Origin of the sequence: Pseudomonas sp. MPC6, from assembly GCF_006094435.1 — a bacterium.
GTDB lineage: Bacteria > Pseudomonadota > Gammaproteobacteria > Pseudomonadales > Pseudomonadaceae > Aquipseudomonas.
Genome location: NZ_CP034783.1, coordinates 2,231,102 through 2,253,203, shown reverse-complemented (window position 1 = coordinate 2,253,203; position 22,102 = coordinate 2,231,102). Strand labels below are relative to the sequence as shown.

At 56.9% G+C, this 22,102-nt stretch carries 19 protein-coding genes and 4 pseudogenes; 6 read left to right on the top strand and 17 right to left on the bottom strand.

The annotated features are described in order from the left end of the window. Nucleotides 1–79: 79 nt before the first annotated feature. The 9 genes and pseudogenes from ELQ88_RS12640 to ELQ88_RS12605 form a co-directional block, all read right to left on the bottom strand. Entirely contained in the window at nt 80–451 is a 372-nt protein-coding gene (locus ELQ88_RS12640) for an ethanolamine utilization protein EutQ (RefSeq protein WP_138965384.1), read from the bottom strand. Then, on the bottom strand, nt 448–1,776 hold the full coding sequence (locus tag ELQ88_RS12635) for an FAD-binding oxidoreductase (protein ID WP_138965382.1): 1,329 nt from the start codon (nt 1,774–1,776) through the stop codon (nt 448–450). Before ELQ88_RS12635 ends, ELQ88_RS12640 begins: the two co-directional genes overlap by 4 nt. 10 nt (nt 1,777–1,786) lie before the next feature. Beyond that, entirely contained in the window at nt 1,787–3,040 is a 1,254-nt protein-coding gene (locus ELQ88_RS12630; RefSeq protein WP_228761642.1) for an FAD-dependent oxidoreductase, read from the bottom strand. Further along, nucleotides 3,029–3,193: pseudogene (locus ELQ88_RS34625) on the bottom strand (rubredoxin); the annotation flags it as partial. The pseudogene ELQ88_RS34625 and the gene ELQ88_RS12630, both read right to left, overlap by 12 nt. Nucleotides 3,194–3,198: 5 nt before the next feature. After that, a complete protein-coding gene (locus tag ELQ88_RS12625; protein WP_138965378.1) occupies nt 3,199–4,644 on the bottom strand; it encodes an aldehyde dehydrogenase family protein in 1,446 nt (481 codons plus the stop codon). Nucleotides 4,645–4,654: 10 nt separating this feature from the next. Beyond that, the gene (locus ELQ88_RS12620) at nt 4,655–5,845 is read right to left on the bottom strand and encodes an aromatic ring-hydroxylating dioxygenase subunit alpha (protein ID WP_178084686.1); all 1,191 of its coding nucleotides are present in this window, start codon (nt 5,843–5,845) and stop codon (nt 4,655–4,657) included. A gap of 326 nt (nt 5,846–6,171) precedes the next feature. Continuing rightward, the gene (locus ELQ88_RS12615) at nt 6,172–7,107 is read right to left on the bottom strand and encodes a LysR substrate-binding domain-containing protein (protein WP_138965376.1); all 936 of its coding nucleotides are present in this window, start codon (nt 7,105–7,107) and stop codon (nt 6,172–6,174) included. A gap of 71 nt (nt 7,108–7,178) precedes the next feature. Then, nucleotides 7,179–7,265 (bottom strand): annotated as a pseudogene (locus ELQ88_RS35045) (RidA family protein); the annotation flags it as partial. A gap of 46 nt (nt 7,266–7,311) precedes the next feature. Continuing rightward, nucleotides 7,312–7,539: pseudogene (locus ELQ88_RS12605) on the bottom strand (serine dehydratase beta chain); the annotation flags it as partial. A gap of 96 nt (nt 7,540–7,635) precedes the next feature. On the opposite strand from ELQ88_RS12605, the pseudogene ELQ88_RS12600 reads away from it, so the two are divergent. Continuing rightward, a pseudogene (locus tag ELQ88_RS12600) lies at nt 7,636–8,615 on the top strand (IS5 family transposase). A gap of 405 nt (nt 8,616–9,020) precedes the next feature. On the opposite strand, the gene ELQ88_RS12595 reads toward ELQ88_RS12600, so the two are convergent. From ELQ88_RS12595 to ELQ88_RS34100, 7 genes are all read right to left on the bottom strand, one after another. Then, entirely contained in the window at nt 9,021–9,932 is a 912-nt protein-coding gene (locus tag ELQ88_RS12595; RefSeq protein WP_138965374.1) for a YeeE/YedE thiosulfate transporter family protein, read from the bottom strand. Between the two features lie 387 nt (nt 9,933–10,319). Then, on the bottom strand, nt 10,320–11,066 hold the full coding sequence (locus ELQ88_RS12590; protein WP_138965372.1) for a YkgJ family cysteine cluster protein: 747 nt from the start codon (nt 11,064–11,066) through the stop codon (nt 10,320–10,322). A gap of 181 nt (nt 11,067–11,247) precedes the next feature. Further along, a complete protein-coding gene (locus ELQ88_RS12585; protein WP_138965370.1) occupies nt 11,248–11,721 on the bottom strand; it encodes a DoxX family protein in 474 nt (157 codons plus the stop codon). A gap of 20 nt (nt 11,722–11,741) precedes the next feature. Beyond that, nucleotides 11,742–12,509 carry a DNA-binding domain-containing protein gene (locus tag ELQ88_RS12580; protein WP_138965368.1) on the bottom strand — a complete coding sequence of 256 codons (768 nt, stop codon included), beginning with the start codon at nt 12,507–12,509 and terminating at the stop codon, nt 11,742–11,744. Beyond that, complete coding sequence (locus ELQ88_RS12575) at nt 12,506–13,360, bottom strand: DUF692 domain-containing protein (RefSeq protein ID WP_138965366.1); 855 nt, start codon at nt 13,358–13,360, stop codon at nt 12,506–12,508. The genes ELQ88_RS12580 and ELQ88_RS12575 overlap by 4 nt, the downstream gene beginning before the upstream one ends. A gap of 28 nt (nt 13,361–13,388) precedes the next feature. Further along, entirely contained in the window at nt 13,389–13,661 is a 273-nt protein-coding gene (locus ELQ88_RS12570; RefSeq protein WP_010461569.1) for a DUF2282 domain-containing protein, read from the bottom strand. Between the two features lie 36 nt (nt 13,662–13,697). Continuing rightward, on the bottom strand, nt 13,698–13,835 hold the full coding sequence (locus ELQ88_RS34100) for a hypothetical protein (protein ID WP_161599957.1): 138 nt from the start codon (nt 13,833–13,835) through the stop codon (nt 13,698–13,700). 75 nt (nt 13,836–13,910) lie between these two features. On the opposite strand from ELQ88_RS34100, the gene ELQ88_RS12565 reads away from it, so the two are divergent. Both ELQ88_RS12565 and ELQ88_RS12560 read left to right on the top strand, forming a co-directional pair. Beyond that, nucleotides 13,911–14,483 carry a sigma-70 family RNA polymerase sigma factor gene (locus ELQ88_RS12565; protein ID WP_138965364.1) on the top strand — a complete coding sequence of 191 codons (573 nt, stop codon included), beginning with the start codon at nt 13,911–13,913 and terminating at the stop codon, nt 14,481–14,483. Beyond that, nucleotides 14,480–15,121: a DUF1109 domain-containing protein gene (locus ELQ88_RS12560; RefSeq protein ID WP_138965362.1), complete on the top strand. Its 642-nt coding sequence runs from the start codon at nt 14,480–14,482 to the stop codon at nt 15,119–15,121. Before ELQ88_RS12565 ends, ELQ88_RS12560 begins: the two co-directional genes overlap by 4 nt. Before the next feature lie 244 nt (nt 15,122–15,365). Here ELQ88_RS12560 and ELQ88_RS12555 read toward each other — a convergent pair whose 3' ends face one another. After that, a complete protein-coding gene (locus ELQ88_RS12555) occupies nt 15,366–16,481 on the bottom strand; it encodes a formylglycine-generating enzyme family protein (protein ID WP_138965359.1) in 1,116 nt (371 codons plus the stop codon). A 180-nt stretch (nt 16,482–16,661) separates the two neighbouring features. Between ELQ88_RS12555 and ELQ88_RS12550 the strand changes: the two genes are divergently transcribed. The 3 genes from ELQ88_RS12550 (at nt 16,662) to zwf (ending at nt 22,099) form a co-directional block, all read left to right on the top strand. After that, nucleotides 16,662–19,148, top strand: coding sequence for an arylsulfatase (locus ELQ88_RS12550; protein WP_228761601.1), 2,487 nt, complete (start codon nt 16,662–16,664; stop codon nt 19,146–19,148). A 1,012-nt stretch (nt 19,149–20,160) separates the two neighbouring features. Next, complete coding sequence (locus ELQ88_RS12545; RefSeq protein ID WP_138965357.1) at nt 20,161–20,691, top strand: NAD(P)-binding domain-containing protein; 531 nt, start codon at nt 20,161–20,163, stop codon at nt 20,689–20,691. Between the two features lies 1 nt (nt 20,692). Beyond that, the gene (gene zwf / locus ELQ88_RS12540) at nt 20,693–22,099 is read left to right on the top strand and encodes a glucose-6-phosphate dehydrogenase (protein WP_178084685.1); all 1,407 of its coding nucleotides are present in this window, start codon (nt 20,693–20,695) and stop codon (nt 22,097–22,099) included. The last annotated feature ends 3 nt before the right edge of the window (nt 22,100–22,102 follow it).

The window sequence follows — 22,102 nt, the reverse complement described above, 5'->3', positions numbered from 1 at the left end:
TGTGCGTGAGATTGCAAGCTGCAACGTTGCCGCCCCCTGACATCGCTCTGTACATTCTGCATTGCTCTACGCTCCCGACTCAGGCTAAACCGTGCCGCTGTTTCCAGTCGCCAGGCTGAACCACATACCCGAACAACGCATGGCCGCCATAGACCAGTTCGGTGCCTTCGGGAATCCACAGCAACTGTCCCGGTTCAACCCGGTACAGCTCACCGTTGGCCTGCAATTCGAAGCAGCCTTCGATGACGAAGATCACCTCGTCATACAGCAGGGTCCACGCCACTTCAGCGCCCTCCCAACGGGCAAAGCCGACCCCGATATTTGGCGATATTTCATTGCTGATCGCACGGGCGACATAGGCGGCACCGGGGGGACCACCACGCTGCGTGAACTCCAGATCATGATGGTCGACCCGCAGCACGGGGCCTTTTCCAGTAACGACCTTGCTCATAGCTCACTCCGACTGTTCCAGGCCGCCAGGCGGATACGTGAACGCACACCGAGGCCGAGAAAGGGTTCCGGCGGGTTGAGTGAAGGCATGCCAGTGACGGCCTGAATGTCGCGCAGTTGCGCTGAATCGGCACCCACGGCGAGGTCCGCGAGCAAGGTGCCTGAAATGGTGCCCCAGGCCGCGCCGACGCCGTTATCGCAAGCTGAGGCGTAGACACCTTTCTCCAGTTCGCCAAAGAAGTTGGTGAAGTTGCGCGAGATGGCGTAAACGCCGCCCCAGGTATGGCTGAAAGGCACTTCGGCGAGCTGCGGAAACCGCGTCAGGAAGGCTTTGCGGTGATCCTTGCGCACACTATCGCGCATGGCATCGTTGGTACTTTGGCCGTACTTGGGGACATGCTTGTAGGTATTGCGGATGATCAAGCGGCGGTCCTGAGTCATGCGCACCGTGGTACCGGCGTGGTCTGCCGGGGTCAGCCCCCAATCGAGCTGACCGCCGTAGGCCGCCAACTCGGCATCGGTCAGGGGGCGAGTCCAGCTGGCGAAGGTCATCACCGGCAACAGGCGATTGCGCAGGAAACCGAACTCTTGCGTGAAAATACTGGTACCCAGCAACAACTGTGCAGTGCGAATCCGCCCCTGATTGCCGTGCAGAATCCAGCCGCCCTGGCCGTCACGTTCCAGGCGCTGGATCGGTGATTCCTCAAGCAGTTCGACATTACTCGGCAGTGTGCGCCCCAGGCCATTGACCAACGCTGCCGGCTGCATCAAGTAGCAACCCGGGGTGTAAATAGCGCCGCTGTAATGACTGGAGCCCACCACCTGAGCCAACTCGGCACGCTCGACCCGACGGAACGGCTCACCAAGGTCGCTCATCAAGTGTTCAAAATGATCCAGATAAGCCAGCCCGCGAGGGCCTACAGCACCTTGATACTTGCCGGCATGGGACCATTGGCAATCGATTCCATGGGTTTGAATCAATCCCTGCAACTGGGCGATGGCGGCGCGATTGAGCGCGAGCAAACGCTGTTTGTGCGCCGGGTCCGGATGTTCCAGGGCGAATTTGTGTGGCAGGTCGATGACAAAACCCGAGTTGCGCCCTGAGGCGCCATAAGCGACGCGCTGGGCATCGACCAGCAGGATTCGGGCCTCAGGATAGTGCTCGGCCAACCGGCGGGCCGCAGCCAGGCCAGCGAAGCCGGCGCCAATTACGGTGTAGTCGGCGCGCTGTTCACCCTGCAAGCGTTTGCAGGGTGGCTGCTCGGGCAAGGCCGCATACCAGCCACAGCTGGCATCGTCATGGGGAAGGTTGATGGTGTTTTTCATGGTACTGCCCTCAGGCGACGGCCCGTTGAGCGTTCTGACAGGACTGCAGCAATGTATTGCGCTGCAATTGTGCTTGGCGACCGAGCAGGACAAACCCGCAGAGTGCCCCCTCGATGTCGTAATAACCGGCACTGAGGCCATCGGCAGTCAGTGTGCAACGCCACTCTCCGGCTACGCCGACGGTGGGTGGCAGCAGGCACAGCGGCGCCGCCGGGGTCTTCACCGTGACAGGCATCAACGGATAGCTGACCTTGACAGGCCGACCGAGCAAGGTCTTGCACAGCGCCTGGATGCCCTGATTGATGGGCGCCAGGTACGGGAGCAATTGGCCGTCGATCTCGATGCAGTCGCCCAGGGCATAGATCCCCGGTTGCGAAGTCTGCAACTGTGCGTCCACCTGAATGCCGCGACCAACGGCGACCCCGGCGGTCTCGGCCAGGCTCAGGTTGGGACGCAGACCCACGGCAGACAACACCAGGTCGGCTTCCACGCTTTGGCCATCGGCCAGGCTCAGGCGATAGCCGTCTTCAGCCGGCTCAATGCGTTGCAGGGTGTTCTCCAGGTGCCAGTTCACCCCCAGTTCGCTCAAGGCGAGTTGCAACTGCCGCCCGGCCTCCTCCGGCAACAGACGCTCCATCGGCCAATGGCCGAGGCCGATAACGCTGACGGCAAAGCCACTGCTGGCCAAGTCGTTGGCAAACTCGCAGCCGATCAGGCCGTCACCCAGGATTGCCACTCGCCGCACACCCACCAGGCGTTCACGCAAGCGCTGGTAATCGTGCAGGTTGTTGACACTGAGTAACGCCGCAGTATCACCCTCGATCGGCAGTCGGATGGGCTGCGCACCACTGGCCAGTACCAACTGGCCATATTCCATTTCACCGAAGTTGGTGTGCAGCCGCTGCGCCGCGCTGTCGATACGCTCCACCGTACAGTGCGGATAGACGCGGATATTCAAGCGCTTCTCGATCGCCAGCGGAGTTTCGCCGGACAATGCCGCGGCGCTTTTGCCCTGTGCCAGGCCGATGGACAACGCCGGCTTGGAATACAGGTGGCCAGACTCTTGAGTCAGCACGCGGATCTCGACCTTAGGGTCGGCCTTGCGCAACGCCTGGGCCAGACCGTAACCAGCATAGCCACTGCCGATGATGACGATCGGCTGGCGTGGCAGTGTGGCCGCTGGCGGCGTTTGCAGCTGCACTGCAGGCACTACCGGCGCACTGACGGCTGCGGTCGCCACCACCGGCTCACTGATATCCAACATCTCGAAATCGCTTTTGCCGACGCCACACTCGGGGCATTTCCAGTCTTCTGGCACATCCTCCCAACGCGTGCCAGCGATGATGCCGTCCTGCGGCCAACCGAGGACCTCGTCGTAGATCAGCCCACAGACCACACAAAGCCAAGTCTTGAACATGTTGCTCACTCCCCCGCTACGCGGATCGCCACGTTCTTGGTACGCACGTAGCTGTACAAGGCCTCCTGCCCTTTTTCCCGGCCAAAACCGGACAGGCCGACACCGCCAAACGGGGTTTCAATTCCACCGGCATACCACTCGTTCACAAACACTTGGCCAGCTTTCAGGCGACGGGTGCAGCGCATGGCGCGACTGATGTCCTGGGTGAACACACCCGCGACCAGGCCAAAAGCGGTGCCATTGGCGATCGCGATCGCCTCTTCTTCGCTGTCGAACGGGATCACCGCCAACACCGGACCGAAGACCTCTTCCTGGGCGATGCACATCTCGGGGCTCACGTCGCGGAACACGGTCGGTCGCATGAAGTGCCCGGCACGGTCACTGAACCCCTCACCGCCAGTGGCCGCTACTGCGCCCTCTTCAATGGCGCGCCGACACAAGGCTTCGATGCCTGCCAGTTGCCCGGCACTGACCACTGGTGTGAGGTCTGGGTTGTCGTGGCCGACGCCCACGCTGAAACCTTCGGCCAAGGCGACAACAGACTCGACGACCTCTTCATAAATTTCACGCTGCACCAGCAGGCGCGACATGGCAGAGCACACCTGTCCGGCGTTGAAGAAAATACCGCCCTTGACGCTGGCAAGCAGTTGTTCGCGATCCGCATCGGCGAAAGCAATCGCGGCTGACTTGCCACCCAACTCCATAACGCTGGGGATGGCATGTTCGGCGGCATCGCGCAGAATCGATTGACCGGTCGGCACTGAGCCGGTGAAGACAATCTGATCGACAGCACGATGGCCAACCAGGTGCGCGCCAACCTCACGGCCACGACCGCAAATCAGGTTGACCGCGCCCTTGGGCAACCCGGCCTTGGCAATAGCGCGGATCAGCACGCACATCCCCAAAGGCGACAGTTCGGGCGATTTGATCACCACCGCATTGCCAGCCGCCAACGCCGGTGCAAGCGAGCGGGCACAGATCGAAACCGGGAAGTTCCACGGCACGATTTGCGCGGATACACCCATCGGGTCATACAGGGTGAAATCCATGTAGCCATTGCCTAATGGAATCGAAGTGCCTTCGATCTTGTCAGCCATGCCTGCGTAGTATTCGAAGTAGCGTGCCGCCTCGACGAACTCATCTTTGGCATCGTTGAGGCTCTTGCCATTTTCCTGGCACAACACCCAGGCGCCCTCTTCGGCCACGGCGCGGATTTCTTCGGCAATGCGCAGCAACCAGGTGACACGCTGCGCCGGACGAACGCGGGTCAACTCACCGCTGTCGGCGCAACGACGAGCCGCCAGCACGGCACGCTCGGCATCGGCGACAGTGGCCTGGGCGATGGTCGCCAGCGGCTCGGCAGTGCCTGGGTTGTTCACCGTCAGCTGCTGCGCGCTATCGAGCCATTCACCATCGATGTAGTTGAGCCAATGGGATGCAATTGGATACATGCTCATCTCCTCAGGCGTCCGGTACGGTGGCTAGCAGCTGACGCGCAGCCCACTGATGGAAGAAGTGAGTCGGAACGTCCATTTCCGGCGAGAACGCACCGCCTTTGTAAGCAGGAGAGTGACGGCCTTTCTGCATGCCTTCGACCGAGCTGATGTCTTCGGCAAATACCACCTTCCAGGACTCCAGAATGGCGTTACGGCAGGCGGCGTATTCATCACCCAAGGCCTCGTCTCCCACATAGAACAGGCGCAGGTGTTCAATCGTCCTGCCTGGTGCAACCGGCTCCAACTGCATGGCGAAGGCATGATCCGCCTGGATGCCAAGCAGTACGTTAGGGAAGAAGGCTACGTATTCAGCGTTGCGCAGGCGGTCTTGTGGCCAGCTCGGAAACTTCGGCAAATGCGTACCCGCCACGTCGGACAGGTTGTAGGCATAGCTGCCCTGACCGCCGAAACGCTCGTCAAAGAGGATGTTGTAGTGATCCTCCAGGCGCGAATACGAGTTCAGGCTCGGGTGCACCCACGGCAGGTGATAGGCTTCGCAGTAGTTCTCGACGGCCAACTTCCAGTTGCAGTTGATATCCAATGTGGTCGCGTCATGACCCGGACGGCGGCGCAGCTGGCTCATACCGTCCTCGCCAAGGAACTGCGTCCAGCGCGCGGTCAAGGGAGCAAGCATTTCTTCGAGCGGCTGTGCGTCACCCGACAGATTGATGAACACCATGTCCATCCAGATGGCGCTGTTGATTGCTTTCAAACCGTGCTTTTCGCAAGCAAAACGCTCGTCCTTGTGCTTATCGATACCGCCGACATGCGGAGTGCCACGCAAGGCGCCATTGAGGTCATAAGTCCAGGAGTGGTAGGGGCAACGAATAACACCCTGTACTTCACCTTCTTCCTGCACCAGCTTCATGCCGCGGTGGCTGCAGACGTTATGGAAGACCTGCACCAGGCCTTCGCGGTTGCGCATCAGCAGCAGTGGCAGTCCCATGAAGTCGACCGGCTTGACCGAGCCGTTCTTGGTCAGGTCGCTGGCGAAACCGACACACGCCCAAGTCTTGCCCATCACCTGGTCGCGTTCCAATTCGAAGTAATGCTGATGGGTATAGAACTCGTTGCTCAACCCGGTGGCTTGATGAATCGGGTTAAGTACAGTTTCCAGATGATGCACAGGAATTTGTTGCAAGGCGGTATTGCTCATTATTGTTTTCCCCTGCTGGGCACGGTGTGAAATGTTCGGCAGGCTCACTGGCCTTGGTCCGTTGGCAGTGAGTTTCGAGAAAACGAGCAGTGTTCGACAAACGATATTTACATCACCATTTATGACTTTTAATCATAAATTCAAACAGGCCATATTCATGCATCAGAGCGACAGGCACGCAATGTCCGAAGATCGTTGATCAACGCTTTCAGGCATTGGGAATGCAGCAGATTTTTATGATGTGCAAAGACGGGGAGGCAGTGGAGGCATATTGCATGCGTGCCGCAGGCCAACAGCCTGCGGCATGTTTCATTCAAGAACGGAATCTATTCGCTGGCACCGAATTCTGAGCCACTAAGCGTGGTCGGTAACTGCTCGATCAACCAGGTGCGAAAACATTTAACACTTTGCCGCATCCTCCCCTGGCCCTTCGGCTCTAGCAGGCAGAATTGTGCGTCTGAACTCAATACCGTATCGATCGGCCGCACCAAAGCACCGGTTTGCAGGTGATTGTCGACCAGGTTCGACCAAGCCAAAGCGATACCCTGCCCACTGAGTGCCGATTGGATCAGCATGGAGTAACTGTTGATATTGATCCGGCGCCTTGGCTCAACGCTCTTTAGCCCGAGACGCTGGAACCACTCAGTCCAACCAATCCAGTCACGCTGCGGATCTTCTAACCATAACCAGGTGCAATCAGCCAATTGCTCAGGCGTTTTCAATTCCGGGTATTTTGACAGGTAGCCCGGGCTGCAGACCGGGAACACCTCTTCCGAAAACAGTGGCGTTACCTGCATGTCTTGCGGTGGGGTTCGGCAGTAGTACAACGCCAAGTCACAATCGAGTCGTGAGAAGTCCTTTACTTGATCGTAGGCGATAATGCGCAGATCAATGTCTTCGTTATTGCTCTGAAACTCAGACACCTTGGGTAGCAACCAGAGTGAAGCCATCGCGGAACTGGTGGCCACTGTGACCTGCTGCGCGCCCTGCCAGTGGCGAATTTCACCTGTCGCCTGGGCTACCTGCATCAGTGATGCTCGCACCGTTTCATAGTACTGGCTGGCGGTTGGGCTAAGGTGGATCGAGCGCGTGGTGCGCTCGAACAAAGTCTTTCCCAGGTAGTTCTCGAGCAGACGCACTTGCCGACTGATCGCCCCTTGGGTGACATTCAGTTCCTGTGCTGCCAGCGTAAAACTCAAATGGCGCGCGGCCGCTTCAAATGCCACCAGACTGTTGAGTGGCGGTAGAGGATTGATTTTCATGCAGGCAAGGTCACATCTGTATTGTGATTTTATTGAATCAGTCTAGCCCCTGCCGCCCAACGATGACAGCGTCAAGTCACGGCATACACCACGAGCTCAACCAACATTTTTTCAAGTACCAGCCCGGCAATGATCATGGCCGCCCGATTTGGGTAAGGGTTCCAGATCGCGGATCGACAGCAAGACGGCGAAGCTCATGCAATACGGTTTCTGATTTATTACGTTCGGCAGGGTCGCTTTATCGGTGCCAGGGCCGATACCCGTGGCCGACAGCGAACCATACAACCGCACGTCGATACGCTGCACTTACGCCAGCATTTCCCGTTCGCGCAAGGCCTCGACAAACAGAGCCCCGGCGCGCATCGGGCCTACGGTATGCGAGCTGTAGAGGCCGACTCCTATCTTGAACAAGTCAAGCACACTGATAGCCATCGTCGATCTCCGCGCCGCGGCGATGTTCCTTAAGGAATCTCCGAACAAGTCTTCAACTGTGCTGAAATACGCCTGACAACCTGATCCGAGCTGCCCATGAGCCAGATGAGCTTTTCCGATTTCGAATACGCCGGAAAACGTAAGCAGACACGCCGCGAACGCTTCCTCGCTGAGATGGATCAGGTCGTGCCCTGGACAGGCCTGCTGTGGCTGATCGAGCCGTTCTACCCCAAGGCCGGCGGTGGCCGTAAACCGTATCCGCTGGAAACCATGCTGCGCATCCATCTGTTGCAGAACTGGTTCTCCCTGAGCGATCCGGCCATGGAAGAAGCGCTCTACGAAATCACGCCCATTCGCCAATTCGCACGCCTGACGTTGAGCGCGCCGATCTCGGAAGACACTACGATCATGAACTTCCGGCACTTGCTGGAGAAGCATCAACTCGCACCTGCGATCCTCGCGGTCATCAACGGTTATTTACAAGAAAAAGGCCTGTCGCTGCGTCAAGGCACTATCGTCGATGCCACCATTATTCATGCCCCCAGTTCCACCAAGAACGAGGAAGGCAAGCGCGATCCCGAGATGCATCAGACCAAGAAAGGTAATCAGTATTTCTTCGGGATGAAGGCCCATATTGGCGCCGATGCAGAGTCGGGATTGGTTCATCACGTCCATGGCACCGCCGCCAATGTGGCCGATGTCACACAGGTCGCCGAGCTACTGCACGACGAAGAAAACGCGGTGTATGCGGACGCTGGATACGCTGGTGTCGAGAAGCGTGAAGAGCATGAAAATCGTGAAGTGATCTGGCAAATCGCAGCGCGCCGCAGCACCTATTCCAAGTTGAATAAACGCAGCCTGCTGTACAAAGCCAAGCGCAAGATCGAGTACTGCAAAGCTCAGACACGGGCGAAGGTTGAGCATCCGTTCCGGTTATCAAGCGGCAGTTTGGTTACGTTAAAGTGCGCTTACGTGGACTGATGAAAAACACAGCTCAGTTGACCACGCTGTTCGCCCTGTCAAACCTGTGGATGGCTCGAAAACAGCTGATGGGTATGGGCGAGTTGCGTGCTTAACACGGAAGACCAGACGAAATAGCCCTCAATACACGAAGCATCGGTCGTTTTTTGGCAAATAGCGGTGCGTCCCGAGGAAATTTCGACTTGCCGCCGCCGTGCGGCAAGTTGATCGGAGCATCCTTAGGTATCCACCCAATTACCCTTTTGGCAAAAAGTTACTTATTGGAGGGCAAAGATGTATCCGCGCTTTTGAAACGTGTTGAGCTGGAGCTCAATAACCTCGCTTTTAGGTGAGCTGGGATTCTGGGATCACTACCGGCAGCATTCGACGAATTTTTTGAAAAATCGGTCTGTCCAAACTGCCCGTGCGACTTAGCGACTGCAATGACCACTATGGGTCGATTTCTGTCTGTCATCACTGTCTATATTATTCAGTCGAAAGCGGAACCATCTTGAGGGTGTTCAATTCGTAAAGCGTTTTTTGCACCACAATGACACCAGAATGCCTGTGGCAATCGACACCATTGGAATGCTTGAAGCAACGCTCAATGTTGGAAACACCAACAGTATTTGCGAGTCGTTACCGCCGAGCATCATCGAAGCCCCAATCCCCATCAAAATACCCGCCAACAAATGAACGCCAGCCTTTGATGGGGTAAAGGCCTCGAAACGAAACATTTTCCTGTACACGGTAAAACTCAGCATGCCTGCCAGCAACATGACAAACACAGCAATACGCCGGGCGCTGATTGCCATATCGGCTTGCCAGAACAACTGCGAAACATTGTAAAAGAACACACTCGGTGTCCATAACGGCTCGAACGTATAGAGCGCACTCGTCAACGCACCCAGCAGCATGCTGGAGAAAACAAGGTGTTTATTACCATGTATGCAAACCAAAAAAATCAGCACTAACGCCACTACACCGATCAACAGCCAGTAATGGCGGCTGGAAATTTCCGGCATCAGAATGGTCTTCTGTTCGGGCATCATGCGCATGTAATACCAGAGCACGATCCCCAGGACCCAGCCGATCATTGTGAACAGTTTATTGAAATTGCCACTGGCAAACCTGGTCAGCGTACCTACGCTGCAACCGTTGTTCAGCACCGATGCCACCCCGAACAACAAGCCTCCCGAAACCAGTAAAGGATAGGAAATACCCGGCAAGTACAGCGGCAGGCTGACCTCGGAGAAACGATAGAGCGGGGCCAGCAGCAACCCGAACAATCCACACGATGTCAGTGCCACAAACAACGTCGGGCGCCCCGCCAGCAATTGTTCGCTCGCTTTGACAAGGCACATGCCCATGCGCTGCGAAACCCAGCCAATCAGGAACGCTAATACCAACGCCATCAATAAAGAGAAAACCATGTTCGTGCGCCACCGCTGATTTGGATGGACCAGGCCTCGCCAGGCATCAGCGTAGCCCTCGATCAGGCTACCTGTGTATCGGACACAGTTGTAAGCTGACGGTCGCTTTGTTTCGCCCTCTGGTTTCGTAGAGGTTGAATGACTGCTCCTGTCCGAGGCTGTGTAAGAACGTTTTTGAGCGCGACTGGTACTCGAAACCGGACTGTAAATCGCACTTCTACACGAAATCGGCATCTGCTGACATGCCGATAAATTTCGGATTTAACGCAGACGCGCACACTTCAATTTTGGCGGAGCGTTTTTAAACACTCTGGGCCAATCGCAGCCACTCAAATGCGTCAACGGCTCGCCGAGGCAGCGCAGGTGTCCAGCGAGGACCTTTGGGCGTTAAAAAACATGAAAGATGTAGTCAGCGTACTCGTTGGCAGCCAGAGACACCTTCGATGCGGCCAATCGCTCGCGCAGCCCTGGTTCATCAACCCGAACTTGCCACTCTAAGTCAGGATAGTCCTCTGGAGTGCCAGTAACGCTGTGTATCGCTTCGAGCAGTTTTCCTCGTGGTGGAAAGTAAACGGCCAGCGCGTTGTCTTTCCAACTCGCCACATTCAGGCCCAGTTGCGCGCAGATGGCGATTTTGCTTGATGCATCGGTTCTGTCTGCTTGTCGAGATTGATTGACGAGTGCTTCCAGAGCCGGATCTGAACGCCCATCTGTGCAGAGAATGTCGTCGCTCTCCCAAGCCTGCGGCGGGCACGCTTTGTTATCTTGACGTAAAGCGATGAATGGGTTGATTTCCATCGGATAAATGCGGCAAACCAGGGGGCGTTCTTCGTAGATGCCGCAAAGATTGTCAGCTCTGAGATTAGGGCATTGCTCAAGTGCTTTGCCGGCAAACACAGCGATGACCTGTATCTGGGTCTTGCCACAAATTACACTTACAGATCGGCCTTTGGCGTGGGCAAACTCCGCTGATGAATGAGGCCAACTCGATTCATCAAAGGCCTCAAGAATCACCGCGATGTCGTGACCGCGGTTTAACCATTGTTGTGCCTCAGCCAATGTCAGCGGTATCAGGCGGCCCTTGCAGCAAATACCGCAGCCTACACAGGAAAATCGGACGGTGTTGTTTTGCATATTTTTCACCAGTACGTAGAGACAACCTAACGACAGCTAGGTGTTGTATTTGCATGACGTGGATCGCGTCAAAGATGAATTAGCTGAAGATAAATCGGCTGTATCCGCTTATTTAGTTGCGTATTGCCTACGCAATGCGCGTGCAAGCCCTCTGCTAGAGAGTTCCCCATACGTGAATGGATCACCGGATGCCCAGTCTGCTATCCAGCGAAAGTGCTCCTGCACCACGTGCGATGATGATTAGCAGTAATCCCGCCCAGGACAGGTGCGTCGGCCAGGCATCGGGGTAAACGAAAACCTCAATGACAAAGGTCATACCCAGCAACGCCAAGGCGGATAGACGGGTGAACAGCCCGAGGACCAGCAGCAGTGGAAATAGGTGCTCGCTGTAGGTCGAAAGGTGTGCCGCCAGTTCTGGAGAGATCACAGGCAAGGCGTATTCCGTGCGGAACAGTTCGTAGGTACTCGGCGTAATCGTCAGAACGTCGCTGACTTTGGTGCGCCCTGACATGAAGAAAATGGCGGCGATGGCGATGCGTGCCACCAACACCAGAAACGAATCGCTGATCAGATTGCCCAATCGGGTTGCAACGCGGTTCCAGAGGCCACGCAAGGAATTGTCGGCGGCAGGTGAGCGGGTGTTGATGGTATCCATGCTGTGCTCCGTTGATGGCTTCAGTAACTGGTTGTCAGGAGTTCCGCCGTTACAAACGCGTCAGCACTCACCAGGCGAATAATGAGGTTTTCCAGATTCAGGTCAGACTCGACATCAATGGCCCAGTCGGCAGCGACATCGAGGGGCAGGTGAGCCGCGCAGGCGTCGAGAAAGGCACAGTCTGCGGCGCTGGCAGCTTGCCAATACACGCGGCCGGCCTTGCGTGTCAGTAGTGCACCTTCACCTTGCCATTCGAGTTTTTCAGGCATTTCCCGTTGTTCACGATTGACGCACCAGATCGTGTAGGCGGGACAGTCCGGCAACCAGACCCAACGGGCGGTGTCCCGTGGTTTAAGCCGCAAGTTGCCCAATTCCGTAGCGGGAATCTGCGCCAAGTCGTTCAGCCCAAGACCAGGCTCATCAGCGGCGCAATGAACCTGTGTCCAGAGCAGGTCCAGACGGGCGACGTCGCCCAGATACGGCATGTCTTGCGCGTGCTCGAATTTGTCGAGAAAGTCGGGGAAGCCCGCTCCGTAATTCAGTAAACGTGCATCTGTTGGCGGTGAAAGCCGGGCATGTATGGCGGCGGCGCTTTTAAGCCAGTCAGTACCCACCAGGCGCTCTACGGTAGGGAAGTTGGCTAGCAACGCATCCGTCGTGCCTTTGAGTACGGTATTGCGATAGACCGCAAAGCCTGGTTGTTGGGTCAGCGAATCCATCGTGGATGATTCAGTGCCGTATAACGCATCGACGAAGGCATCCTGAAAGCTTGCGAGAGAGGGCTTCATATCGCCACCTTCATTCGCTGATTTTGCTCAAGGTTCAATAACGTCTGCGCTCGGTTGCGCTCGGCCAGTAAAACGTCGAAAGCGGGGATATGGTCGTCGCGTTCGATCAGTGTCGGACGCTGGCCGATCCGCTCGATCAGCCGCTGGTACAGCGACCAGACATCTTCGGCGACAGGGGCATCATGGCTGTCGATCAGTAATGAGGATTCACCCGGATCCTTGGTGAACCCCGCCAGATGAATCTCCATGATGGCGTCGGCCGCAAAGGCATCCAGATAATCGGCGGCGTTAAAACCCAGGTTGTGCGCACTGATGTGCACGTTGTTGACGTCCAGCAACAAGCCGCAGCCAGTCACCGTGCTCAATTCGGTGAGAAATTCCAGTTCGCTGTAGTCATGCCCGTCCAGGTGCAAATAATGGGTCGGGTTTTCGATGGCAATGCGACGTCCGAGGGCGTCTTGTGTGCGCTGGATATTGCTTGCTATACGCTGTAACGCTTCATTTGTTCGGGGAAAAGGCAACAGGTCGGGGTGGTATTGGTCGCGCCAGGCTGACCAGGCCAGGTGCTCGGAAATCAGTGCCGGTTGAACGCGATCAGCGAGCTGTTTCAGGCGTTTCAAGTGCTCCGGGTCCGGCGGGCAATCGGCCGCCAGCGAAAGTGACACCCCGTGCAACGACAATGGGTGCCGCTCGCCAATGGCCTCCAGCCATGCCAGACGGGGGCCGCCACCAACCATGTAGTTTTCCGGATGAACTTCGAACCAGAGACCTTTGACCGTGCAGTCGTGGGCCTCTTGGTAATGGTTCGGTTTGAGGCCAAGTCCGGCCCCGATCTGGAATGCCTTGTTCATGATAAGTACGTGCCCCGTGGCGTTGACGTTACATTGGTGTGAGGGTGCCGGTGCCTTTTGGTGTCTTGATGGTGGTGCAAGTGCCAGCGGGAACGTTTTTCCAGGCATTAGGCTGGTAATCCATTTTTGCCGTACCTGCGCATGTGGTACCTGCACCGGCCTTGCAATCGTTGTGACCGGCCATGGCGACGCCGTAGCATTTTTCCATGGCGCCTGCGGCGGCAGGGGTCTCGGCGGCAATGGCGCCGGCAGCAAAGGAGGAAAAGGCAACGGCGATGGCAGCAAGCTTCAGATTGTTCATGGTTATTCTCCGGGATCATGAGGGTGGGTCGTCGCATCAGTGCAGGAGTGCGCTGTGCTTCAGATCCGAAAGGTAGTTCGCTGAGTTTTCAAATCCGGTTACAGCCATCGCAAAATATTTTTTAGAACCGCAAAATGAATCTGCTTGTTGCCTTATGCCTTTGGCGGCAAGCATGATCCACCGCCCGTTATTGGCGCTGGCGTTATGCAAGTACAGAATATTTTCATCCTCGTGTAACCAGAGTGGACGATGGAACGAACTACACATAACGACGCATTGCGCAGCCGGGAAATTCATCTTCAGACCTTGTTCCTCGCGGGCCTTGGTGGAGACGAGCGGGCTTATGGCACTTTCCTCAAGGAGCTGAGTGGTCATATACGCGGCTTTGTTCGAACCCGACTTCAGCGGCAACCGGATGAAGTAGAGGATTTGCTGCAAGAGGTTTTGCTGGCCGTCCATAACGGTCGACAAACGTACCGTGCGGACCAACCGCTGACGGCCTGGGTGTTTGCCATCACCCGCTACAAACTCACGGATTTTTTTCGTGGCAGGTCGCGCAATGAAGTGCTCAATGACTCGCTCGACGATGTGGCGGAGCTGTTTGCCGAGCCGCATCTGGAGCCGGAGCAGGCCCATCGCGACCTCGGCAAGTTACTTGAGCAACTGCCTGAGCGGCAGCGTTTGCCGATTCAGCAGGTGAAGCTTGAAGGCTTGTCGGTCGCCGAGTCCGCGCAAATGACCGGCCTTTCGGAGTCAGCGGTAAAGATTGGCATCCATCGCGGGCTTAAGGCGTTAGCCGACAGGATTAGAGGTACACGATGAAAACTGACGATCTTATTTCCATGCTGGCGACCGGTGTTACACCGGTCGACCGGCATGCGCTCGCAAAGCGTTTCGGCGTCGCGGTACTGGTCGGTCTGATAACGGCCTTCTTGCTAGTGATGGTCATGTTTGGCGCACGTCCGGATTTGGCCGAAGTGGCGGCAACTCCGATTTTCTGGGCAAAGATTGCCTTGCCCCTGTGCCTAATGGTCGGCGCGCTGAGCCAGGTTGTGCGCCTGGCGAGGCCCGGACTTACGCCAGGTGTCGGACAACTGCTGGTCATTGCTGCGGTTGCAGCGGTTTGGGCCGGCGCCCTCTATGTCCTGATGACAGCAGCCCCGGACGTGCGTGCTTCGATGATCTTCGGTGAAACGTGGCGCGTGTGTTCTCTGAACATCACCTTGCTTTCGATTCCGGGGTTCATTGCTGTCTTTTGGGCGCTGCGCGGGTTGGCACCCACTCGCCTGAGACTGGCCGGCGCCTGCGGCGGGCTGCTTTCAGGGGCGATGGCTACCATTGCCTATTGCCTGCATTGCCCTGAAATGGAAGTCCCGTTCTGGGGCGTCTGGTACTTGCTTGGCATGTTGATACCAACCGTTATCGGTGCGCGGCTCGGACCGCGCTGGCTTCAATGGTAGTGGGGTTGAAAATCACTAGTTATCCAGCGACTCCACCACTGACTATCGTCGCAAGTGGGAGATCAGTACAGCTACCGGGTCAAGTAGGGTGCAGTTTCGCAGCCGGACAGCGGTATTCCTCTGTCTCTTCATTCCAGTGGTAGTCGTGCTTGAGTTCAGGTCAACTGAACATCCGACTTTTTCAACAGAATCGGCCAATAGCGGTCATTCGTGTTTTCACGCATGGCCCGCATGCACTTTGTATTCAACGGTTCTTTTCCCATTGGTCATTACTCATCGCCAAGCGAAAGCCGAGATGCGACATGGAGTTCATAGGATCTGCGCCCTGCCTGGCACTGGTTCGAAAACTCGTGCAGTAGCTGTCGCTACAAAGAAAAGATCCACCTCGGATGACACGCTGCGGCGCATTAGCCGTCACCCCAAGTTCGGGGTCATAGCTGTCGGAAGGCCCCACCGGATTTACCGCTGCTTCGCCCGCCGGTTGACGCTTGAGCCCACCTCTAAACGCGTCGGCACGATACCAATCGGCGACCCATTGCCAGACATTCCCGGACATATCGTAGAGCCCGTAGGCGTTGGGTCGGTAACTGCCTACCGGCTTGGTACCAATTTTGAATTTATTACTGGCACCGGTCACTGGAAATGGCTGTATCTCATCCCAGGTATTCGCCATCTTTTCTCCTCCAGGCGAGAAGTCATTCCCCCACGCATAATTCGCTTGTTCCAGCCCGCCTCTTGCGGCGTTTTCCCATTCAGCCTCGGTGAGTAGGCGCTTGTGCGCCCACGCTGCGTACGCCTGCACATCTTCACGTGAAACCTGAACAACAGGATGGGTTTCCTTGCCCTCGATTGTACTGTCTGGCCCCAGCGGGTGACGCCAGTCAGCCCCCGGTACAAATGCCCACCACTGGCTGAAATCATTGAGCGGGATTGGCCTGTCTGTGCCGACAAAAACCAATGCGCCAGGCACCAGGTTGCCGTCATCCGGCTCAGGAGTCCCTGGCGGTAGTTGGACTTTCAGATCTTCCCATTTGGGTTTGCGTTCGGCGGTGGTGACGTAATGCGTTTCAGCAATGAACCGGGCGAAATCGGCATTGGTGACGTCATAGCGGTCGATCCAGTAGCCATCCAGCCGAACCTTGTGTGCCGGCCCCTCGTTCGGACGAGCCTGCTTGTGATCGCTCCCCATCAAAAACTCGCCACCAGGAAGCCAGACCATATCCAGGGGGCCATTCTTTCCATCACCCAGCGTCAACGGCACGGGGCCGCGAATATGCTGGTAACCCGCAAACGCCACGCAAGCCAACACGATCCCGGTGCAGACGATAGCGATACCGAAACGCCGTTTCCTGGCAAGCATTTTCGCTCCTCCTCATATCAGTCTGCGGCCCTTGCTGAACCTGCTGGGTATCAAGATCAGGTATAGACACCACACCTCCAAAGTCAACGACATGCGGGTTGCCCATGAGATGGACTGGCAAGCGACGAAAACGGTTCTACACTCGGAACTTGGGGTTTCGGGGGGTTACAGGAGCTGGCCATGGCCAATGCATACTGGACTCAATCAACTTGGCTAAATAACAGGCTTGGTGCAGGACTGGCGTTTGCCATGCTTACGCTCTCTTGTGCCAATGCAGCGCCACAGGAAGTCAACGGCACGCCCGGTTCACCCAGTGCGACCACGACCATCGATGGCAGATACCTGCCCAACCCTCCCCCGGCGTTTGGCGGCGTCATCAACCTCGACGCCCAGACCTCGACGCCCTACTGGTCCCCGACCGTCGTACCTCCCAAAAACGCGCCAAATGTCTTGTTGATCATCACTGACGACGTCGGCTTCGGCGCGCCCAGTACGTTCGGCGGTCTCATCCCGACGCCGAGCATGGATCGCGTTGCGGCAGCTGGATTGCGCTTCACGCAATTCAATTCGACGGCACTGTGCTCGCCCACACGTGCAGCCTTGATCACCGGACGTAACCACCACTCCGTCGGTTTCGGTGTCATCTCAGAAATTTCAACGGGATACCCCGGCTACAACAGCGTCATCACCAAGGACAAAGTGACCATTGGCAAAGTCCTTAAGGACAACGGCTATGCAACGTCGTGGTTTGGCAAAAACCACAACACGCCGTCATTCCAGATCAGTCAGGCCGGTCCGTTTGATCAGTGGCCTATTGGTATGGGCTTTGATTATTTTTTCGGGTTCATGGGCGGCGAAACCAGCCAGTGGCAACCGGGCAATCTGATGCGAAACACCACGCCAATTCATCCTTACGTCGGCAAACCGGGGTGGAACCTGATCACTGCGATGGCGGATGACGCCGTTGGTTATGTCAACGAATTGAATGCGCTCGATCCGAAGAAACCGTTCTTTCTTTACTACGCGCCCGGCGGTACCCACGCGCCGCATCACCCGACGCCCGAATGGGTTGACAAGTTCAAGGGCAAATTCGACATGGGGTGGAATGCTGCGCGCGAACAGATCTTCGCCAATCAGAAGCGCCTCGGCGTCATCCCGCCGACTGCCAAGCTCACACCCTGGCCGGATTCACTGAAAAAATGGGACGAACTTTCGGCGGAAGAGAAAAAACTGTATGCCCACCAGATGGAAGTCTATGCGGCCTATCTCGCGTACACCGATCATGAAATCGGTCGGGTGATCCAGGCGATTGATGACATGGGCAAGCTCGATAACACGCTGATTATCTACATCAGTGGTGACAACGGCGGTAGCGCAGAAGGCACCCCTAACGGCACACCAAACGAAATGACCACTTTCAACGGAATCGACGTGCCGGTCGCCGAACAGATGAAGTATCTGGATGCCTGGGGTTCGGACCAGACCTATCCGCACATGGCCGTGGGTTGGACCTGGGCCATGGACACCCCCTTCAAGTGGACCAAGCAAATCGCATCGCATTTTGGCGGCACCCGCCAGGGCATGGCCATCTCCTGGCCGAACAGGATCAAGGATGCCGGCGGCATCCGTAACCAGTTCCACCACGTCATTGACATCGAGCCGACGATTCTTGAAGCCACCGGCATTGATGCGCCGCTCCAGGTAGACGGCATTGCGCAAAAACCCATCGAAGGCACGAGCATGGCTTACCTCTTCGACAAGCAGAATGCCGAAAAGCCGTCTACACGCACCACGCAGTATTTCGAGATGTTTGGAATGCGCGCGCTTTATCACGAAGGCTGGATGGCATCGACGACGCCCTACCGCGCACCTTGGGACATTACTTCTCAGCCGCCCAAGGACATCGTCAATGGCGTCAAATGGGAGCTGTACGACATCACCAAGGACTGGACGCAGAATGACGATATCGCCGCCGCCAACCCTACGAAACTCAAGGAACTACAGGATCTGTTCTGGGTGGCAGCGAACAAATATCAAGTGCTGCCGCTAGACGCCTCCGCATTTACGCGCGTCATTGCACAAAGGCCGAGCATCGTGGCCGGACGCACCGAGTTCAATTACCTTTCGCCTGTGACGGGCATTCTTCCAGGCAACGAGCCCAACGTGTTGAACAAGTCCTACCTCATTACGGCTGATATCACTGTTCCGGAAAACGGCGGCGACGGTGTCTTGGTGACCGACGGCGGTCGCTTCGGGGGCTACGCGCTCTACCTCCTGAAAGGTAAGCCGATTTTCAACTACAACCTCGAAGGTGTTGCGCGATTCCGTTGGGAAGGGACCGAGGCGCTCACTCCCGGCAAGCACAGCATCAGCTTTGATTTCAAATATGCCGGGCCCGGATTCGGTAAGGGCGGCACCGGCGTACTGTCAGTGGATGGCAAGCAACTGGCTAGTCAGACGATACCCCACAGCGTTCCATTCGTCTTCGGCGTGGATGAAAGTTTCGATGTCGGTTCCGACACCGGCACCCCCGTCGATGACAAGGATTACCAGGTACCGTTTGCATTCACCGGTTCACTGCACAAACTTACCGTCAAGCTCGAACCAACGCAGTTGAATGTCGCAGGCAAGGAAGCCGTTCAGAACAAGGTCGGCACCAAAGACTAGGAAAAAGCACGCGGGTCAACTCGCACGAGATGATCCGCGGCTTACCTGTGACAGCCTCCTTTGTAATCATCGGATCGAGTTCGCCTGTTGCAACTTTTCCTGAGGGTCCGCTTTGGGTCGATTCTGTTGAAAAAGTCGGTGATCCCAAACTGCCTGATCATTGACCGGTGAAAACGCCTTTTTTACACGCTGCTACGTGAAATTTGCGTCTTGAACCTCTGCCAAAAGTCAAGATTTCAATCTCGGACGCGTACTTTTCAGCTGCGAAAACCATGGCCGACTTTTTCAACAGAATCGGTCGATCTCTGCCGGTCATGCTCACGAATCGTGCTGGTCAAATCCGATGTAAATGACTGGTCAGGTCGAATGCAAATGGGTGGGCAAGTCCGTGCAATTACCCAGTCACCTCTTCAATGGCCGCGCTTATGGCGTACTGGTTGTGCAAGAGCATTGTGAGAGCGTCAGCTGTGGCAATGTTGGCTTCAGAGTTATTTGGCATGGGGATCGTCCTTGAGTAACAGGTTCGTGGAGACTAGCTAAACTCACTGCTGGCTGCTGGCTCGAACCACTTTCCCAGTTCCGCTGATACTTGGGTAATTACTCTGATTTGACCACCCACTTGCATTCGACCGAACCAGCCGTTCGCATCGGATATGTCCCCGCTACTCAGCTAAAACGACCGGCGGTGTAAGGCCAGGAGCAGTTATTCAACTTCTACGAAACCAGGGGCGATACAGGAGCGTGAACATCCACCGACGAAGGTCAAGTGGGCGTTCGACCAGGTTGTCGAAACGACCATTTGAATATGAGTACGTTCTACCCTACGGATTGGTCTCCATTCGACTTGAACTATTACCGGCTCGAAAAACTCTACCGGATTGATTCATATGCCGCAGACGTCCTGTGTTCAGCATGGTCGCTGGATGGTTGGACGTGCCCCCGCCGTCACCATGACAAATGATCGCCGCGATTGTGTGGTGATCGCGCAATTGCGACGCAGAGGAACATAAAGATGAAGATCGGGATGATAGGCCTTGGTCTCATGGGCGCCAGCACGGCGACCCGCCTGCCTCGCGACGGTCAAGAGTGCGCGGTCCATGACCAAGCGTCCGAAGACATCGAATGCCGCGTCGCGTACCACGCGAATCTCGTCCAGCACGACTACGCCGTCGTTGCTGAGACGATGCCGGTGCATTGCCCCGCTCACTATCAATACGAGATTGACCTCCCAGAGATCGCGGATGTCGGGCGGCACGGCAGCGTGATCGTATTATGGCTACTGGATCTGACCGCCGCGACTCGAGCGGCCGCCCCCAAGCTGCGTGGCTATAAAGGCCGTATATCGGATTCCGCTGAAGGACGCTGGACTGTGCGGGCGGCCATCGACGGAGCCGTGTCTGCACCGTTGTTGAGTAAGGCGTCATATGTCCGCATCGGCTCGCGCGCGATGCCGATTTCGCTAAGCGCGTCCAATCAGCCATGCGCCATGAACTCGGTAACCAAGTCGAGAAGTCCGTTCAGGACTCCGTCGGCGGAGACATGAAATGAATTCCGACATCAGCGATCCTCACGCGCAACCCGCCGACGCATTAGTCGTATTCGGCGCCACCGGCGACCTGGCGCATAAAATGATCTTTCCTGCGCTCTATGCGATGTGCCGAAGCGGTGCACTGAAGGTGCCGGCTATCGGCGTGGCCTCGTCAAAGTGGAGTGTCGAACAACTGCGCACGCGAGCCCGCGAAAGCATCAATCATGTTGGCGGAAAAGTCGACCCGCGTGCGTTGGACCGCTTATTGTCAACGCTGCAATACGTCAGTGGTAACTATAAAGACGCCGCCACCTTCGATGCGTTGCGACTTGCCCTGCACGGCGCACAACGCCCAGCGTTCTACCTCGCTATCCCACCGACACTGTTCCCCACAGTCATCCGCGCGCTCAAGGCCGCCGGTTTGGCCGATGGCGGACGAGTCATCATCGAAAAGCCGTTCGGCCGTGATCTGGCTTCGGCACGCGAACTCAACCGGATCGCACGGGAGGCCTTTTCCGAAGACGCCATCTTTCGCATCGATCACTTCCTGGGCAAGGAAGCGATCATGAACATTCTGTACTTTCGCTTCGCCAATTCCTTTCTTGAACCGATCTGGAATCGTAACCACATCGCGAGCGTGCAGATAACGTTGGCCGAGCAGTTCGGCGTTGAGGCCCGGGGGGCATTCTACGAAAGCGCAGGCTGCCTGCGCGACGTGATGCAAAACCATCTGTTCCAGATCGTCGCGCTGTTGGCGATGGAGCCTCCGGCGAGCCGCAATTTCGAGGCGGTGCATCGCCACAAGGCCGATGTCTTCTCCGCGATGCGACCGCTGGGCGCCGAGGACATCCTGCGCGGTCAGTACCAGGGCTATCGTAACGAGCCGCAGGTCGCGAGCGATTCCGATGTCGAAACATTTTGCGCGCTGCGCCTCCATATCGATTCCTGGCGCTGGGGTGGAGTGCCCTGGTACCTGCGCTCAGGAAAGTGCCTGCCGGCCACCTCCTGTGAAGTGGTGGTGCGCTTCAAGCCGCCGCCGCAGGACCTTTTTGGCGACGCAGCGATGGGCGAGAGTGCCAACTATTTACGCTTCCATTTGTCACCGCACTCGACAATTGCGCTCGCCGCTCGCGTAAAACGGGCCGGCAAGGCATTCGTCGGCGTGCAGCGAGAGCTCTTGCTGCTTGAAGAGCAGTCCGGCGAGCAATCCCCCTATGAGCGTCTGCTGACCGACGCTATAAACGGTGACGGCGCGCTATTTGCCCATGAGGAGACCATCGAATCGTCCTGGGCGGTGGTTGAGCCTGTGCTGGTCGATCCCCCCGCGGTCCACTTCTATGTTGCGGGCTCGTGGGGCCCGTCAGCCGCGGATCCTTTCATGGCCGCCGATGGCGGCTGGCGTAATCCCGAAGCGGCGAGCTGAATC

Excerpts from the sequence above, each read along its gene's own strand:
- ELQ88_RS12640 (WP_138965384.1), bottom strand. The coding sequence starts at position 451 with ATGAGCAAGGTCGTTACTGGAAAAGGCCCCGTGCTGCGGGTCGACCAT.
- ELQ88_RS12635 (WP_138965382.1), bottom strand. The coding sequence starts at position 1,776 with ATGAAAAACACCATCAACCTTCCCCATGACGATGCCAGCTGTGGCTGG.
- ELQ88_RS12630 (WP_228761642.1), bottom strand. The coding sequence starts at position 3,040 with ATGTTGGATATCAGTGAGCCGGTGGTGGCGACCGCAGCCGTCAGTGCG.
- ELQ88_RS12625 (WP_138965378.1), bottom strand. The coding sequence starts at position 4,644 with ATGTATCCAATTGCATCCCATTGGCTCAACTACATCGATGGTGAATGG.
- ELQ88_RS12620 (WP_178084686.1), bottom strand. The coding sequence starts at position 5,845 with ATGAGCAATACCGCCTTGCAACAAATTCCTGTGCATCATCTGGAAACT.
- ELQ88_RS12615 (WP_138965376.1), bottom strand. The coding sequence starts at position 7,107 with ATGAAAATCAATCCTCTACCGCCACTCAACAGTCTGGTGGCATTTGAA.
- ELQ88_RS12595 (WP_138965374.1), bottom strand. The coding sequence starts at position 9,932 with ATGGTTTTCTCTTTATTGATGGCGTTGGTATTAGCGTTCCTGATTGGC.
- ELQ88_RS12590 (WP_138965372.1), bottom strand. The coding sequence starts at position 11,066 with ATGCAAAACAACACCGTCCGATTTTCCTGTGTAGGCTGCGGTATTTGC.
- ELQ88_RS12585 (WP_138965370.1), bottom strand. The coding sequence starts at position 11,721 with ATGGATACCATCAACACCCGCTCACCTGCCGCCGACAATTCCTTGCGT.
- ELQ88_RS12580 (WP_138965368.1), bottom strand. The coding sequence starts at position 12,509 with ATGAAGCCCTCTCTCGCAAGCTTTCAGGATGCCTTCGTCGATGCGTTA.
- ELQ88_RS12575 (WP_138965366.1), bottom strand. The coding sequence starts at position 13,360 with ATGAACAAGGCATTCCAGATCGGGGCCGGACTTGGCCTCAAACCGAAC.
- ELQ88_RS12570 (WP_010461569.1), bottom strand. The coding sequence starts at position 13,661 with ATGAACAATCTGAAGCTTGCTGCCATCGCCGTTGCCTTTTCCTCCTTT.
- ELQ88_RS34100 (WP_161599957.1), bottom strand. The coding sequence starts at position 13,835 with ATGCTTGCCGCCAAAGGCATAAGGCAACAAGCAGATTCATTTTGCGGT.
- ELQ88_RS12565 (WP_138965364.1), top strand. The coding sequence starts at position 13,911 with ATGGAACGAACTACACATAACGACGCATTGCGCAGCCGGGAAATTCAT.
- ELQ88_RS12560 (WP_138965362.1), top strand. The coding sequence starts at position 14,480 with ATGAAAACTGACGATCTTATTTCCATGCTGGCGACCGGTGTTACACCG.
- ELQ88_RS12555 (WP_138965359.1), bottom strand. The coding sequence starts at position 16,481 with ATGCTTGCCAGGAAACGGCGTTTCGGTATCGCTATCGTCTGCACCGGG.
- ELQ88_RS12550 (WP_228761601.1), top strand. The coding sequence starts at position 16,662 with ATGGCCAATGCATACTGGACTCAATCAACTTGGCTAAATAACAGGCTT.
- ELQ88_RS12545 (WP_138965357.1), top strand. The coding sequence starts at position 20,161 with ATGAAGATCGGGATGATAGGCCTTGGTCTCATGGGCGCCAGCACGGCG.
- zwf (WP_178084685.1), top strand. The coding sequence starts at position 20,693 with ATGAATTCCGACATCAGCGATCCTCACGCGCAACCCGCCGACGCATTA.